This window comes from Streptomyces sp. NPDC093089, assembly GCF_044754405.1.
In the GTDB taxonomy this organism is placed as follows: domain Bacteria; phylum Actinomycetota; class Actinomycetes; order Streptomycetales; family Streptomycetaceae; genus Streptomyces.
In genome coordinates this window covers 1-13,345 of sequence record NZ_JBIVPA010000003.1, presented here as the reverse complement: position 1 = coordinate 13,345, position 13,345 = coordinate 1, and the positions used below count along the sequence as shown (strand labels likewise).

Sequence of the window (13,345 nt, the reverse complement as noted above, 5' to 3'; positions counted from 1 at the left end):
CCACCCCCGACGTAAGCTGGACCGAGCGGGGGCGGGCCGTGACTCGTCGCCCGCGGTGGCACCCCTCCCCATGGGGCCGGCTTCGCCCACCCTTCCGTGGTCGCCCTCGTCCTGCGACCGAAAGGTTCGGCATGCCCATGCGCAAGGGCACGAAGGCGGCCCTCGTCGGCACTCTCGCCACGGCCACCCTGGCGGCCACGGCCCTCACCGGCACCGCACCGACCGCCTCGGCCGCGAGTTCCTCCTTCACCGCGACCGCGGACACGTACGTCGACAGCGCGGCCCCCGGCACGAACCACGGCACCTCCCGGCAGCTGGACGTGGACGGCAGTCCGGTCGAGCAGACGCTGCTGCGGTTCGACGTCACCGGTGCCACCGGGACGGTGACGCGGGCGACGCTCCGGCTCCACGTCGACGGCGCCGCCGGTTCGGGGAGCGCCAACGGCGGCACGTTCCACGCCGCGCCCGGCGCCGCCTGGTCCGAGACGTCGGTGACCTACGACGACAGGCCGGCGCTCACCGGCGCCGTCCTCGGAAGCCTCGGCGCGGTCGCCCCCGGCTCCTGGTACGAGGTCGACGTGACCTCGTACGTGAAGGGGAACGGCACCTTCGACTTCGGCGTCACGTCGCCGAACGCCGACGGGGCCCACTACGACTCGCGCGAGACCGGCGCGACCGGACCGCGGCTGGTGGTCGAGACGGGCACCGCGCCGCCGAGGCCCCCCGACGCCTTCCCGCCGTCCCCCGACCCGGTGCCGGTGCTGGTCGGCGCGGGGGACATCGCCACTCCGAGTTCCACGGACTCCGAGACCGCCGACCTGCTGGACCACGTCTCCGGCACGGTCGTCGCCCTCGGCGACAACGCCTACCCCGACGGGTCCGCGGCGAACTTCTCCGCGTACTACGAGCCCACCTGGGGCCGCCACAAGGAGCGGACCAGGCCGACCCCGGGCAACCACGACTACCTGACCCCCGGCGCGTCCGCGTACTTCCGCTACTTCGGGGCCAACGCGGGTCCGGCGAACCGCGGTTACTACTCGTACGACCTCGGGAACTGGCACGTGGTCTCGCTGAACTCCGAGATCGACACGGCCGTCGGGTCCCCCCAGGAGAAGTGGCTGCGCGCCGACCTCGCCGCCAGCGGCAAGCCGTGCACGGTGGCGTACTGGCACCGGCCGCGCTGGACCTCCGGCGCGGAACACGGTCCCGACCCCGTGACCGGACCCCTGGTCCGGGCGCTGTACGACCACGGCGCCGAGGTCATCCTCACCGGCCACAACCACCAGTACGAGCGCTTCGCCCCGCAGGACCCGAACGGCCGGGCCGACGACGCCCGCGGCCTGCGGCAGTTCGTCGCCGGCATGGGCGGCGCGGGGCTCTACCCGTTCGGCACCGTGCAGCCGAACAGCGAGGCCCGCAACGACGACACCTTCGGCGTCCTGAAGCTGACCCTGCGCGCCGACGGCTACGACTGGCAGTTCGTGCCGCAGGCGGGCAAGACGTACGACGACCACGGCTCGGGCACCTGCCACTGACGCCGTCCCCGCGGCCGGCCGGGGCGGCGGCCGTCAGGACGCCGTGGTCTCCCGCACCGGGTGCTTGCTCAGGATCGACACCCGGTTGAAGGCGTTGATGGCGATGGCCACCCAGATCACGGCCGAGATCTCGCCGTCGTCCAGGACCTCGCGCGCGCCGTCGTACGCCCGCTCCTGGGCGAGTGCGTCGGCGGGGTGGGTGGTGGCCTCGGCGAGGGCGAGGGCCGCGCGCTCGCGGGCGGTGAAGAGCTCGGTGTCGCGCCAGGCGGCCAGCACGCCCAGGCGCCGGGTGGTCTCGCCGGCCCGCAGCGCGGCGCGGGTGTGCACGTCGAGGCAGTACGCGCAGCCGTTGAGCTGGGACACCCGGAGGTTGACCAGTTCGACCAGGATACGGTCGAGGCCGGCCTCGGCCGCCGTGGTGCGCACGGCGTCGGCGGTCCTCACCAGTGCCCGGTACGCGTCGGGACTCCGCTTGTCGAGGTAGACCCGACCGGTGGTCCCGGACGCCTTGGCCTCTGCCGTCTCGCTCACCCTGCACCCCTTCGCCGGTTGCCATCCGGACGATGATCAACCATACTTGTTGAAAACGAAACTACCTTAGCACCGAGGGGCTTGACCATGGGCGACGCGGAGATCGAGATCCTCACCTCCCGGGACGTTCCGCTGGGCGGACCACGTGCCATGACCGTACGCCGCACCCTGCCGCAGCGGGCCCGCACCCTCATCGGCGCCTGGTGCTTCGCCGACCACTACGGCCCCGACCGGGTCGCCGAGTCCGGCGGCATGGACGTCGCCCCGCACCCGCACACCGGCCTGCAGACCGTCAGTTGGCTCTTCGCCGGGGAGATCGAGCACCGCGACAGCCTGGGCACCCACGCCTTCGTACGCCCCGGCGAGATCAACCTCATGACCGGCGGGCACGGCATCAGCCACACCGAGGTCTCCACCCCCGGCACCACCGTGCTCCACGGCGTGCAGCTCTGGGTCGCCCTCCCCGACGCGCACCGCCACGCCCCGCGCGACTTCCAGCACCACGCCCCCGAGCCCCTCCGCCTCGACGGGGCCGAACTCCGGGTCTTCCTGGGCACGCTGGCCGGCCGGACCTCCCCGGTCCGCACCTTCACCCCGCTCCTCGGCGCCGAGGTCCTGCTCGACGCCGGAGCCACCGTCACCCTCGACGTCGACCCCGACTTCGAGCACGGCCTCCTCGTCGACGACGGCGACGTCCGCCTCGACGGCGTCCCCCTCCGCCCCGCCGACCTCGGCTACGCCACCCCCGGCCGCACCACCCTCACCCTCGCCAACGCCTCCGACCGCCCGGCCCGGACGGTCCTGCTCGGCGGCCCGCCGTTCGAGGAGGAGATCGTGATGTGGTGGAACTTCATCGGCCGCGACCACCAGGACATCGCCGAGGCGCGCGAGGCCTGGGAGCGGTCCTCCGACCGCTTCGGCACCGTCGAGGGCCACCCCGGCGACCGCCTGCCCGCCCCGGCCCTGCCCAACGCCCTCCTCACCCCGCGCAGGAACCCGCCCCGCCCCTGAGGGCCGCGGACCGAACCGCCCCCGCGCACCGTCCTTCACCCCGCACCCACTCGAAGCCCTTCCGAAAGGACCGCCATGAGCGAGCAGACCACCCCCGCCCCCGTCGTACGCCGCGTCGACGCCCGCCACCGCTACGAGATCCTCGTCGACGAGAAGCGCGCCGGCCTGACCGCGTACCGGGACCGCGACGACCGGCGGGTCTTCTTCCACACCGAGATCGACGACGCCTACGCCGGCCAGGGGCTCGCCTCGGTCCTCGTCGAGCAGGCCCTCACCGACGTCCGCGCCTCCGGCATGCGGATCGTCCCGGTCTGCCCGTACGTGGCCAAGTTCCTCAAGAAGCACGACGAGTTCGCCGACCTCACCGACCCGGTGACCCCCGAGGTCCTGACCTGGCTCGACGCGCAGCTGGGACGCTGACGCCCCCGGCTCCGCCGCACCCCCTCGGCCGCGGAGTCCGACGACACCGCGGCTCCACAGGGACCCACCCGATCGCGCTGGCCTCCGGCGGCGCCCGGCGCGTAAAGTGCGGACGGGCGCGGCGAGATCACGAGGAGTCCCTGTGACCGCGGTCAGCCTGGAACACGCCACCGTCCCCGCCGACACCGGCGAGGTGACCCTCCTGATAGCCCGTCGGGTGCAGCCCGGCCACGAAGCCGCCTTCGAACGGTGGGCGAAGGGCATCCTGGAGACCGCGGCGGCCTTCCCGGGCCACCTCGGGTACGGGCTCTTCCGCTCCTCCGGCGGCGACGCCCCCTGGTTCCTCGTCCACCGCTTCCGCGACACGGAGGCGTGCCGGACGTGGCAGGAGTCGCCGGAGCGCGCGGCCTGGTTCGCCGACTGCGACGGGCACCACCACACCGAGATCGCCCGGCGCACCCTGACCGGCATGGAGACCTGGTTCGCCGAGCCGGGCTCGACGCGCCCCGCGCCGCCCCGGTGGAAGATGGCGATCAGCGCGACCCTGGCGATCTACCCCCTCTCCGTCCTCGGCGGCCTCTTCCTCGTCCCGCACCTCACCGCGCTCCCCCTCCTGGTCAGCAGCGCGATCACGGCCTGCGTCCTCAACGTCCTCATGACGTACGCCGCCATGCCCGCCGTCAGCAGACTGCTGCGCGGCTGGCTCACCCCGTAGCCCTCCACCACCCCCGGCGTGTGCGGTGGGTCACGGTGCGCGGACACCGATCACCCCTACGATGCGTGATCAGTACACCTTTCTTCGCCTGCACGCGTGCGGGCACGCCCGAGGAGACGCACACCGTGAGCACAGGCGCAGCCGCCCGCGAGAGCTACTACGAGCGGACGGGCGAGCACCGCTACAAGCCCACGGCGCACGCGGGCGGCGCCTGGAGCACCGACGAGCAGCACTTCAGCCCGCTCGCCGGGCTCGTCGCGCACGCCGTCGACCGGCACGTGGCGGCCCGGCCCGGCGGACTGCTCCTCGGGCGGATCAGTTACGACATCCTCGGCCGCATCGCCCTCGACGAGTGCGAGATCACCGTGGAGACCGTCCGCCCCGGCCGCACCATCGAACTCCTCGAGGCGACCGTCGTCATCGGCGGGCGGGCGGCGGTCCGCGCCCGGGCCTGGCTGCTCGCGTCCCTGGACTCCTCGTCCGTGGCCGACAGCCCGTCGGCCCCGCTCCCCGCCCCCGACACGCTCCCCCGGTGGGAGATGGGCGCGGCGTGGAACGGCGGGTACGTCTCCTCGATCGACGTGCGCCGCACTCCCCCGACCCGCAGGGGCCGCGGCACCGCGTGGATCTCCTCGCCGCTGGACCTGGTCGCCGGCGAGGCGGTCAGCCCCCTCGCCTCGTACCTCGCGCTCGTGGACACCGCGAACGGCATCGCCGTCCAACAGGACCCCACGGCCTGGATGTTCCCCAACCTCGACCTCACGATCCACCTGCACCGTCAGCCCGAGGGGCCGTGGACCGGCCTCGACACCACCGTCACCTTCGGCCCCACGGGCCAGGGCCTCACCAGCAGCGTCCTCCACGACGTCCACGGCCCCGTCGGCCAGGCCGAGCAGATCCTCACCGTCCGACCCCAGGGATGAACTTCCGGCACCCTTCGGGCCGCCCTCACGGGCGGGCCCTCCACCGCGGTGGCCGCCCGGCCCCATGAGGGCGCCCCCGCCGCCCCGGACACGTCGCCCACGGGCGGTCAGGCCGCGCGGCACAGCTCCTCGGGGCCCGTCGGGGCCCCGACGGGCCCCGCGGGCGCGTACAGGGGACGGGGGGCGGCGGTCGAGGCCCGCGCGCGGGTGCGCGCGAAGACGACGAGTCGCAGCACGGCGAAGCGGGCGACTCCGGCGAGGGCGGAGGCGGACAGGTAGACGGCCTGCTGGAGCAGGACGCCGGGTGCGGTCACCAGCATCTGGAGGACGAGCATCGCCGCGCACGTCACCACGTACGCGGCCACCGCCGATCCGGCGGACTGCGCGTGCTGGCGCAAGGTCGCCCTGCCGCCCGCACCGAAGGTGAACCGGGCGTGCAGCTCGGTGGAGAGGAGCGTGGAGACCACCGCGACGAGCGCGTTGGCGAGCATCCAGGGAATCCAGGCGGCGAGGGCGCCGACCGCGAAGCCGGCCGCGACTCCCACCCCGCCGCCGCAGAGGGCGAAGCGCGCGAAGGCGACGAAGGTGCCGGGTGCGGCCGACTCGCGTCGACTCCTCGCTGACTCCATGACCGGCCCCCTGTACGCGATGCCCACCCCGAGAAGACGCGCCGTCCGGCCCGTGGAACCGAGGGCGCGCCACCAATGGCGCCATCATGGCGCATTAATGGCACCATGGCGAGCCATTATTGGCACCTGCGTGGCGGCACCGCCTCCGCGACCGGGAGAGCGACCCGCCGTCGGACCCGTGCGGGCGCGCGGAGGGGGCGTGAGGAAAGGGGCCCGGGGAGCCCGCAGGTCGCCTGGAGCACCCCCGACGCCGGCCCGGTCGGGCCGTCCGCCCCCGTGGGCACCTGCGCCCACCGAGCGTTTGACACGCGGTGCCCGGAGACCGAGGGGCGAAGGGAGGGACGAGGTCTCGGCGATCCACCTGGCCGACCCGAGCCGGGAGGCCTCATGAACATCACGCGGCACCTGCGCTACGGAGGACTCGACATCGAGGTGCCGGGGCGCCCCACCGCCGGCGGCCGGATCACCCGGGTGCCCGCCGCGCCGGATCCCCGCTTCACACCGCTCGCCCCCGTCGCGCTCGCGCCACCGCCACCACCCCCTCGCTCGGCGAAGACCCCACCCCCACCCTCCACTTCGGCTTCACTCCCGCCACCCTCGCCCCTCCCGCACCGCACGCCCCGCACCACCCCACCGCAACCGCAAGCGGCGATGGGCCGTCGCCGCGGCCTGTACCGCAGCCGTCCTCGCCGCCGCCGTCACCCTCGGCACCCTCCTCCCCCCGAAGCCGTCGTCCGGGGCGACGGAACCAGCGACGGGTCCGACCACGAGGGAACCTTCATCCAGCCGAACCCGGGGACGGGCGGCACGTGCCGCTACCTGGCGTACGACGTGACGCTCGACGTCGTCGACCGGAACACGGTCCGCTTGTGCCCCGAGGAGCTCGACCGGTGCGTCGCCCACCAGCGACTGGGCCAGCGCTCCGGCCAGGTCGTTTCCCGACGAGCGGTTCGAGGCGGAAGCGCGGGTCCGGAAACGGGTCCGGGTCCGGGTCCGGTTGCGGTTTCGGTTGCGGTTTCGGTTCCACCACCCGCTTTGCGCAACCAAGTGTTGCGCATGGCGCGCCGCGGTTCTACAGTTGTGATGCAACCAAAGGTTGCGAGAGGCTGGGAGAGCGGCATGGAGCACGGCAGCATCGAACGCGAGATCCACATCGACGCGAGGCCCGAGGTGGTCTACGAGGTGGTCAGCAGGCCCGAGCACCTGCGGGAGTGGTGGCCGGACGAGGCGGACCTCGACCCCGTGTCCGGCGGCACCGGGGTCATCACCTTCGGCGATCCGGCCTCGCCGGACGCGAAGGCCGTACCCCTCACCGTCGTCGAGGCGGACCCGCCCCGCCGGTTCTCCTTCCGGTGGGTGTACGACGAGACCGAGGCCGCGGCGGCGACGAACTCGCTCCTCGTGGTCTTCGAGCTGATCCCGTCGGGCACGGGCACGCTGCTGCGCTTCACCGAGACGGGCTTCCGGGAGAAGGGCTGGGAGGCCGCCGTGCTCGAACAGCAGTACCGCGAGCACGTCTCCGGATGGGACCACTTCCTGCCCCGCCTCGTCACCTACGCCGCCCGGATGGTGTCGACGCCGTGAACACCGTCATCGACGACGAGCTCTGGACCGCGGTCGGCGACCCGACCCGGCGGCGGATGCTCGACCTGCTGCTCACCGGCGGCGGCACGGCCACCACGCTGAGCGAGCACCTCCCCATCACGCGGCAGGCGGTCGCCAAGCACCTCGGCGTGCTCCACCGGGTCGGACTGGTCCAGGTCACCCCGTCCGGACGCGAGCGCCGCTACGAGGTCGACGAAGCCCAACTCGCACGCGCGGTCGCCCAGCTGACCTCCGTGGGCACCGCATGGGACGCCCGCCTGCAGCGCATCAAGCGCCTCGCCGAGGCGATCCAGCGCGGCCAGGAGGACTGAACCCCCACCACCCCGCCCCACCGCCTCCCCTCAGGCGGCGAGGAACGACGCCCCTCCGCGGGCGCCCACCCGAGAAAGAGGTAGCGAGATGTCGGACATCCTGCACAGGATCGGAGTCGAGTCGTCCCCCGGCGCCGTCTACGAGGCGCTGACCACGGTCGACGGCCTCGCGCGCTGGTGGACGGAGGACACGGACGGCGACCCCGAGGTCGGCGGAGTCATCCGCTTCCGCTTCGAGCCCGGCGGATTCGACATGAAGGTCCTCGAAGCCCGCCCCGACGAACGCGTGCTCTGGGAGGTCGTCGACGGCCCCGAGGAGTGGATCGGCACCCAGGTCCACTTCGACCTCAAGCAGGAGGACGGCTACACGATCGTGCTCTTCCGCCACGCCGGCTGGCAGCAGCCCGTGGAGTTCATGTACCACTGCAGCACCAAGTGGGCCACCTTCCTCATGAGCCTCAAGAACCTCATCGAAACCGGCAAGGGCGAGCCCGCACCGGGCGACGTGAGGATCAGCAACTGGCACTAGTGACGCTCCGCCACTTCCCCTACCGAGCCGCAGGCCGGCGTCAAGGCGACCGGCCTGCGGCTCAGGGCGACCGGGCCTGTGCCGGGGTCCGTCACGCGCCGCGGCCGACGGAGCGCGCCCAGAGGATCAGCGGGACCTGGAGCGGCAGCCGCGCGTACGCGACGGCCTTGGCGGGCGCGGGGCGGTTCCGCCAGTCGTGGGCCATCTTCACGTTGGCGGGGAACACCCCGGCGAAGAAGAGGGCTGCGGCCTGGGCGCTGCGGCGCCGGGTCGCGGGGACGGCGAGTCCGGCGGCGAGCGCGAGTTCCATCGCGCCGCTGACGGCGGTCCAGGTGCGGGGGCTGCCCGGCAGGGACTCGGGCACGATCGCGTCGAACTGCTTCGGGGCCGCGAAGTGGGCGACGCCCGCCGACGCGAGCAGGCCGGCCAGCAGCAGTGCGGAACGGGCGGAACGGGCCATGGCGGCACTCCTAGGGCGGGGCGTGCGGGGGCGTGCGGGTGTCGGATGTCCCGAAGGGCGGACCGACGGTATTACCGAACGGTAAGTATGGCGTATCGGAGCCCACCGCGGATGCCTGTTCCCCGTTTCCCCGGACGGCCGGGACGGCCGGCGGTGCCGCTGGGGCGTCGCCGGCCGTCCGAGAGGTCCGTCAGTGTGGGAGGCCGACGGCGCGTTCGCCGCTGCGGCGCTGCTGGATGACGACGGCGATGACGAGGAGGGCGCCCTGGGCGACGTTCTGCCAGAAGGTGTTGATGCCCTGGACCGTCAGGCCGTTCTCCAGGCAGCCGAGGAGGGCCACCGCGAGGAGGGTGCCGCCGATACCGCCCTTGCCGCCCTTGAGGGCGGCGCCGCCGAGGGCGGCGGCGGTGATGGCCTTGAGTTCGAGGCCCTCGCTGCCGGAGACGGGCTGGCCGGAGCCGGTGCGGGCGGTGAGGAGGATGCCGGCGACGGCGGCGACGGCGCCGATGAGGGTGTAGACGCAGATCAGGTACTTGTTGATGCTGATGCCCGCGAGGCGGGCGGCCGTGTCGTTGCCGCCGATCGCGTAGAGGTTGCGGCCGATGTCCGTGTACTTGAGGAGCAGGTGCACGGTGACGGCGACGACGACGAGGATCCAGACCATCACGGGCAGGCCGGCGATCTTGCCGCGGCCGAGGAAGACGAACAGGTCGTCGTTGAGGACGTAGCCCTGGGCGCGCCCGTCGGAGAGGAGCTGGGCGAGGCCCTTGTAGGCGGCGAGGCCGGCGAGCGTGGCGATGGTGGGGTTGACCCGCCCGTAGACGATGACGACGCCGTTCAGCGCACCGACGAGGAGGCCGACGCCTACGGCGGCGGCCATGCCGAGGACGGCGCCCGAGCCGGTGGTGGTGAACACCATGGCGCTGACCACGGACGCCACGCCGACCTGGGACCCTACGGAGATGTCGAGGCCGCCGCAGATGATGACGACGGTCTGGACGATGGCGAGCAGGCCCGTGATGGTCGCCGCCTCGGCGATCACCTGCATGTTGGACAGGCTCAGGTAGTTGTCGTTGAGGACGCCGAACAGGACGAGGACGACGAGGAGCGCTCCGACGAGGCTGATGTTCTGGCCGCCGATGCCGGCCAGGAACGCGGGGCGCCGCGAGGCGCGGCCGTCGTCGCCGGAGCCCTTGACGGTCGGTGCGGGGGTGCTGGTGAGGGTCATGACGAGGCTCCAGGGGCGGCGCCGACGATGTCGTCGGCCATGGCGAGTTCGAGGATGGCTTCTTCGGTGGCTTCGCTGCGGTCGAGTTCGCCGGTGATCCGGCCGCCCTGCATGACGACCACCCGGTCGGCGAGGCCGAGGAGTTCGGGGAGTTCGGAGGAGATGACGAGCACGGCGACCCCCTCGGCGGCCAGGTCGGCGATGATCTGGTAGATCTCCGCCTTCGCGCCGACGTCGATGCCCCGCGTCGGCTCGTCGAGGATCAGCACCTTCGGCTTGCGGGCGAGCCACCGGGCGAGCACGACCTTCTGCTGGTTGCCGCCGGACAGCTTGCGCACCTCGTGGTCGATCGACGGGGTGCGCACCCGGAGCCGGTCGGAGAACTCCTGGGCGAGCCGGCGCTCCGCCGCGCGCCGCACGAAACGGAAGCGCCGCAGCCGGTCCAGGACGACCAGCGAGGCGTTCTCCTTGATGCTCTGCTGGAGGAACAGCGCCTGCGCCTTGCGCTCCTCGGGCGCGAGCCCGAGCCCGGCGCGGATCACGTCGCCGGGCCGCCCGCCGCGCAGCCGTACGCCGTCCAGCGTGGCCGTACCGGCGCGGATCGGCAGGTCGCCCGCGAGGGCGAGGGCGAGCTCCGAGCGTCCGGCACCGATCAGGCCCGCCAGGCCGACGACCTCGCCGGCGTGCACCCGCAGGGAGATGTCGGTGACGTCGTCGGTGGTGAGGTTCCGGACGTCGAGGACCAGCCGGTCCGTGGCGACCCGCTGCCGTACGAACATGGCGGAGAGGTCGCGGCCCACCATCAGCCGGACGAGCTCGCCCTCGTCGGTGGTGCGGGCGTCCTGCACGCCGACGAGGGTGCCGTCGCGCAGCACCGCGATGCGGTCGGCGAGCTGGAAGATCTCCTGCATGCGGTGCGAGACGTAGACGATCGCGATGCCCTCGTCGCGCAGCCGCCGGATCAGCGCGAACAGCGCGTCGACCTCGTGCTCGGACAGGGAGGAGGTGGGCTCGTCGAACGCGATCAGACGGGCGGTGGTGCCGCCGGTCAGCGCCCGCATGATCTCCACCAACTGCCGCTGGGCAGGCGTGAGCTGGGAGCCGAGCAGGTCCGGGTCGAGGACGTGGGAGAAGCCGAGGCGCTCCAGGTCGGCCCTGATGCGCCGGTCGAGCTCGGCCCGGTCGAGCAGCCGCCCGCGCTTGCGGGGCAGGGCTCCCGCGTAGACGTTCTCCGCGACGGAGATGTGCGGGACGATCTCGGGTTCCTGCGGGATGATCCGGATGCCGGCGGCCCGGGCGCGGGCCGGGGAGTCGAGCGTGACGGGTGCCCCGTCCACGACCACGTGCCCCTCGGTGGGCTGGTGGTCGCCGGTGAGGATCTTGAGCAGGGTGGACTTCCCCGCACCGTTCTCCCCCATGAGGGCGGTGACCTGCCCGGCCGGGAAGTCGAGCGTGACGCCGCCGATCGCCCGTACCTCGCCGAAGCGCTTGATGATGCCCGACACCCCGACGGACGGGGGGCGGGAGCCCGCGGAAGGCGGGCCGTCGGGGGATCCCGGAGCGGAGTCCGGGTGAGGGGATCGGGTCATGTCTCGGTTCACCTCGAAGGCAGGGTGCGGAGCGCGAAGTGCGGGGCCGGTCGGGGGTGGGGACCCGACGCGCCGGACAGCGGGGGGATGGTCGGGCGCGCCGGGAGTGGGTGTGGGGGGAACCTCGCGCCTCGGGGGGCGGAGGGTTCGGGGGCCTGGCCCGCGCACCGGGGAGAAGGCGGGGGGTACGTGGGAGGAGGGGCCTGGGCCGGCGCGTCGGGTCCGGGGGTGGGGGGAAGGGAGTCCGACGCGCCGGGGCAGTGGGTCACCGGCCGGCGGCGATTCCGATGGCGGCCGCCGGCCGGGAGTACTCAGCCGCAGGTGACTCCGGCGGTCTTCCAGGAGGTGTGGTCGACCATGGTGGTGGGGGCGAAGGCCTCGGCGGGGAAGTCCTTGCCGTTCTTGAGCTTGTCGTACATGGTCTGGACGGCCAGGGCGCCGACGTCCTTGCCGTTGATGAACAGCGCGGCCTTCATGCCGCTCGCCTTGTCCGACTGCCATTCCTTGCAGGCCAGGTAGGCACCGAGGCCGACACCGACGACGTTCTCGGGCTTGACGCCGGCGTTGGCGAGCGCCGTGACGCCGCCCATCACGTTCTCGTCGTTGCAGCCCCAGATCACCCAGTTCTTGACACCGGCGTTGGCGGTGACCGTGGCGGCGATCTTGTCCTGCGCGCCGGTGGGCGTGTTGTCGGTGGGGACGTCGATGGTCTTCACACCGGGGACGGCCGCGTCGAAGGCCTTCTTGGCGGCCGCCACGCGGTCGCCGCAGACGGTCACGTCCTGCTTCCAGGCCGAGACGACCCGGGTGTCGGCGGCGGTCCAGCCCGCCTTGGCGAACTCGGCGGCGGCGCGCTTGCCGACCTCCTCGCCCATCTGGGCTCCGCTGAACCCGATCCGCGGCACCAGGTCGGCCTTGCCGCAGGCGGCCGGGTCCGGGCCGGTGGTGCAGATCTGGTCGTCGGAGGTCAGGAGGGCGACCTTGCCGTCCTTCGCGGTCTGGACGACCTGCGGGCCGACGGCCGGGTCGGGAACGACGATGATGACGCCGTTCGTCTTCTGGGCGATCGCCGACTGCACTTCGCTGACGGTCTTGTTGGCGTCGTTGCCCAGGTTCACGACCTTGAGGTCGATGCCGAGCTCTTCGGCCTTCGCCTTCGCGCCGGCGGCCTCGCCGATGAAGTACTCCTGGTCGCCCTGCTTCTGGAGGTACGTGATCGAGATCTTCCCGTCGACCTTGGCGACCTGGTCGTCGCCGCCGGTCGCGGCCTTCCCGGACGAACAGGCGGCCGAGGTCAGGCCGAGGGAGACGACGAGTGCGGTGGCGGCGGCCACACGACGGGGTGCGGAACGGAACATCGGGGGCTCCTTAGTGCGGGCGACGACCGCCGCGTCCGGCGTGCGGGTCGTGCGGGTCGAGCGGGGCGGAGGAGGGGCGGGCCGCGGGGTGCTGGGCACCTCGCCCGGGCATCACAATCCCTCGAAATCAAACAGATTCAAACGCGCAACACCATGACACCGCCTCGTCGTCCACACCGTCAAGTCCCGCGACAAGTTGAGATACGTCCGTAATCAGAGCTGCTCAGAGCCGTAACTGACGTACGACAGAAGACACTTGAAAAGTGTCGTGGGCATGTCACATCTACAGGGGAAATCACACAGAAAAGAACGCACGATGGCTTCGGCCGCCCCTCGCGAGGAGAGGCAGCCGAAGCCACGGAGTCGCTACTTGTTGACGGTGAAGCCCTGGCTGTTGCCGTACTTCACGCTGGCGTCCTGCCAGGCCTTGAGGCCGGCGTCGAGCTTGGTGGGGGTGACGTAGGCCTTGCCGACGGTGTCGTTGAAGATGGAGTTGGCGTA

The 13,345-nt window shown here is 72.6% G+C and carries 14 protein-coding genes; 8 read left to right on the top strand and 6 right to left on the bottom strand.

All coding sequences use genetic code 11. The annotated features are described in order from the left end of the window. Positions 1-131: 131 nt before the first annotated feature. Positions 132-1,535, top strand: coding sequence for a DNRLRE domain-containing protein (locus tag ACIQFX_RS07035; protein ID WP_402459628.1), 1,404 nt, complete (start codon positions 132-134; stop codon positions 1,533-1,535). A 33-nt stretch (positions 1,536-1,568) separates the two neighbouring features. Here ACIQFX_RS07035 and ACIQFX_RS07030 read toward each other — a convergent pair whose 3' ends face one another. Then, positions 1,569-2,066, bottom strand: coding sequence for a carboxymuconolactone decarboxylase family protein (locus tag ACIQFX_RS07030; RefSeq protein WP_402459627.1), 498 nt, complete (start codon positions 2,064-2,066; stop codon positions 1,569-1,571). A gap of 87 nt (positions 2,067-2,153) precedes the next feature. Between ACIQFX_RS07030 and ACIQFX_RS07025 the strand changes: the two genes are divergently transcribed. From ACIQFX_RS07025 to ACIQFX_RS07010, 4 genes are all read left to right on the top strand, one after another. After that, complete coding sequence (locus ACIQFX_RS07025) at positions 2,154-3,077, top strand: pirin family protein (protein ID WP_402459625.1); 924 nt, start codon at positions 2,154-2,156, stop codon at positions 3,075-3,077. A 75-nt stretch (positions 3,078-3,152) separates the two neighbouring features. After that, positions 3,153-3,497, top strand: a complete 345-nt coding sequence (locus tag ACIQFX_RS07020) for a GNAT family N-acetyltransferase (RefSeq protein ID WP_402459623.1) — start codon at positions 3,153-3,155, stop codon at positions 3,495-3,497. A 142-nt stretch (positions 3,498-3,639) separates the two neighbouring features. Next, the gene (locus ACIQFX_RS07015; RefSeq protein ID WP_402459621.1) at positions 3,640-4,212 is read left to right on the top strand and encodes an antibiotic biosynthesis monooxygenase; all 573 of its coding nucleotides are present in this window, start codon (positions 3,640-3,642) and stop codon (positions 4,210-4,212) included. Between the two features lie 125 nt (positions 4,213-4,337). Continuing rightward, on the top strand, positions 4,338-5,135 hold the full coding sequence (locus tag ACIQFX_RS07010) for a thioesterase family protein (RefSeq protein ID WP_402459619.1): 798 nt from the start codon (positions 4,338-4,340) through the stop codon (positions 5,133-5,135). A 107-nt stretch (positions 5,136-5,242) separates the two neighbouring features. On the opposite strand, the gene ACIQFX_RS07005 is transcribed toward ACIQFX_RS07010, so the two are convergent. After that, the gene (locus tag ACIQFX_RS07005; protein ID WP_402459617.1) at positions 5,243-5,764 is read right to left on the bottom strand and encodes a hypothetical protein; all 522 of its coding nucleotides are present in this window, start codon (positions 5,762-5,764) and stop codon (positions 5,243-5,245) included. Between the two features lie 1,119 nt (positions 5,765-6,883). Between ACIQFX_RS07005 and ACIQFX_RS07000 the strand changes: the two genes are divergently transcribed. The 3 genes from ACIQFX_RS07000 (at position 6,884) to ACIQFX_RS06990 (ending at position 8,209) form a co-directional block, all read left to right on the top strand. Continuing rightward, the gene (locus tag ACIQFX_RS07000) at positions 6,884-7,348 is read left to right on the top strand and encodes an SRPBCC family protein (RefSeq protein WP_402459615.1); all 465 of its coding nucleotides are present in this window, start codon (positions 6,884-6,886) and stop codon (positions 7,346-7,348) included. After that, positions 7,345-7,680 (top strand): ArsR/SmtB family transcription factor, encoded by a 336-nt coding sequence (locus ACIQFX_RS06995; protein WP_402459613.1) that lies wholly within the window; start codon positions 7,345-7,347, stop codon positions 7,678-7,680. The genes ACIQFX_RS07000 and ACIQFX_RS06995 overlap by 4 nt, the downstream gene beginning before the upstream one ends. Before the next feature lie 88 nt (positions 7,681-7,768). Then, on the top strand, positions 7,769-8,209 hold the full coding sequence (locus tag ACIQFX_RS06990) for an SRPBCC domain-containing protein (RefSeq protein WP_402459611.1): 441 nt from the start codon (positions 7,769-7,771) through the stop codon (positions 8,207-8,209). 91 nt (positions 8,210-8,300) lie between these two features. Here ACIQFX_RS06990 and ACIQFX_RS06985 read toward each other — a convergent pair whose 3' ends face one another. The 4 genes from ACIQFX_RS06985 to ACIQFX_RS06970 form a co-directional block, all read right to left on the bottom strand. Then, positions 8,301-8,669: a DoxX family protein gene (locus ACIQFX_RS06985; RefSeq protein ID WP_402459610.1), complete on the bottom strand. Its 369-nt coding sequence runs from the start codon at positions 8,667-8,669 to the stop codon at positions 8,301-8,303. 190 nt (positions 8,670-8,859) lie between these two features. Continuing rightward, the gene (locus tag ACIQFX_RS06980) at positions 8,860-9,897 is read right to left on the bottom strand and encodes an ABC transporter permease (protein WP_402459608.1); all 1,038 of its coding nucleotides are present in this window, start codon (positions 9,895-9,897) and stop codon (positions 8,860-8,862) included. Continuing rightward, positions 9,894-11,486 carry a sugar ABC transporter ATP-binding protein gene (locus ACIQFX_RS06975; protein ID WP_402459606.1) on the bottom strand — a complete coding sequence of 531 codons (1,593 nt, stop codon included), beginning with the start codon at positions 11,484-11,486 and terminating at the stop codon, positions 9,894-9,896. Before ACIQFX_RS06975 ends, ACIQFX_RS06980 begins: the two co-directional genes overlap by 4 nt. A 311-nt stretch (positions 11,487-11,797) precedes the next feature. Beyond that, positions 11,798-12,844, bottom strand: a complete 1,047-nt coding sequence (locus ACIQFX_RS06970; protein ID WP_402459604.1) for a substrate-binding domain-containing protein — start codon at positions 12,842-12,844, stop codon at positions 11,798-11,800. Between the last annotated feature and the right edge of the window lie 501 nt (positions 12,845-13,345).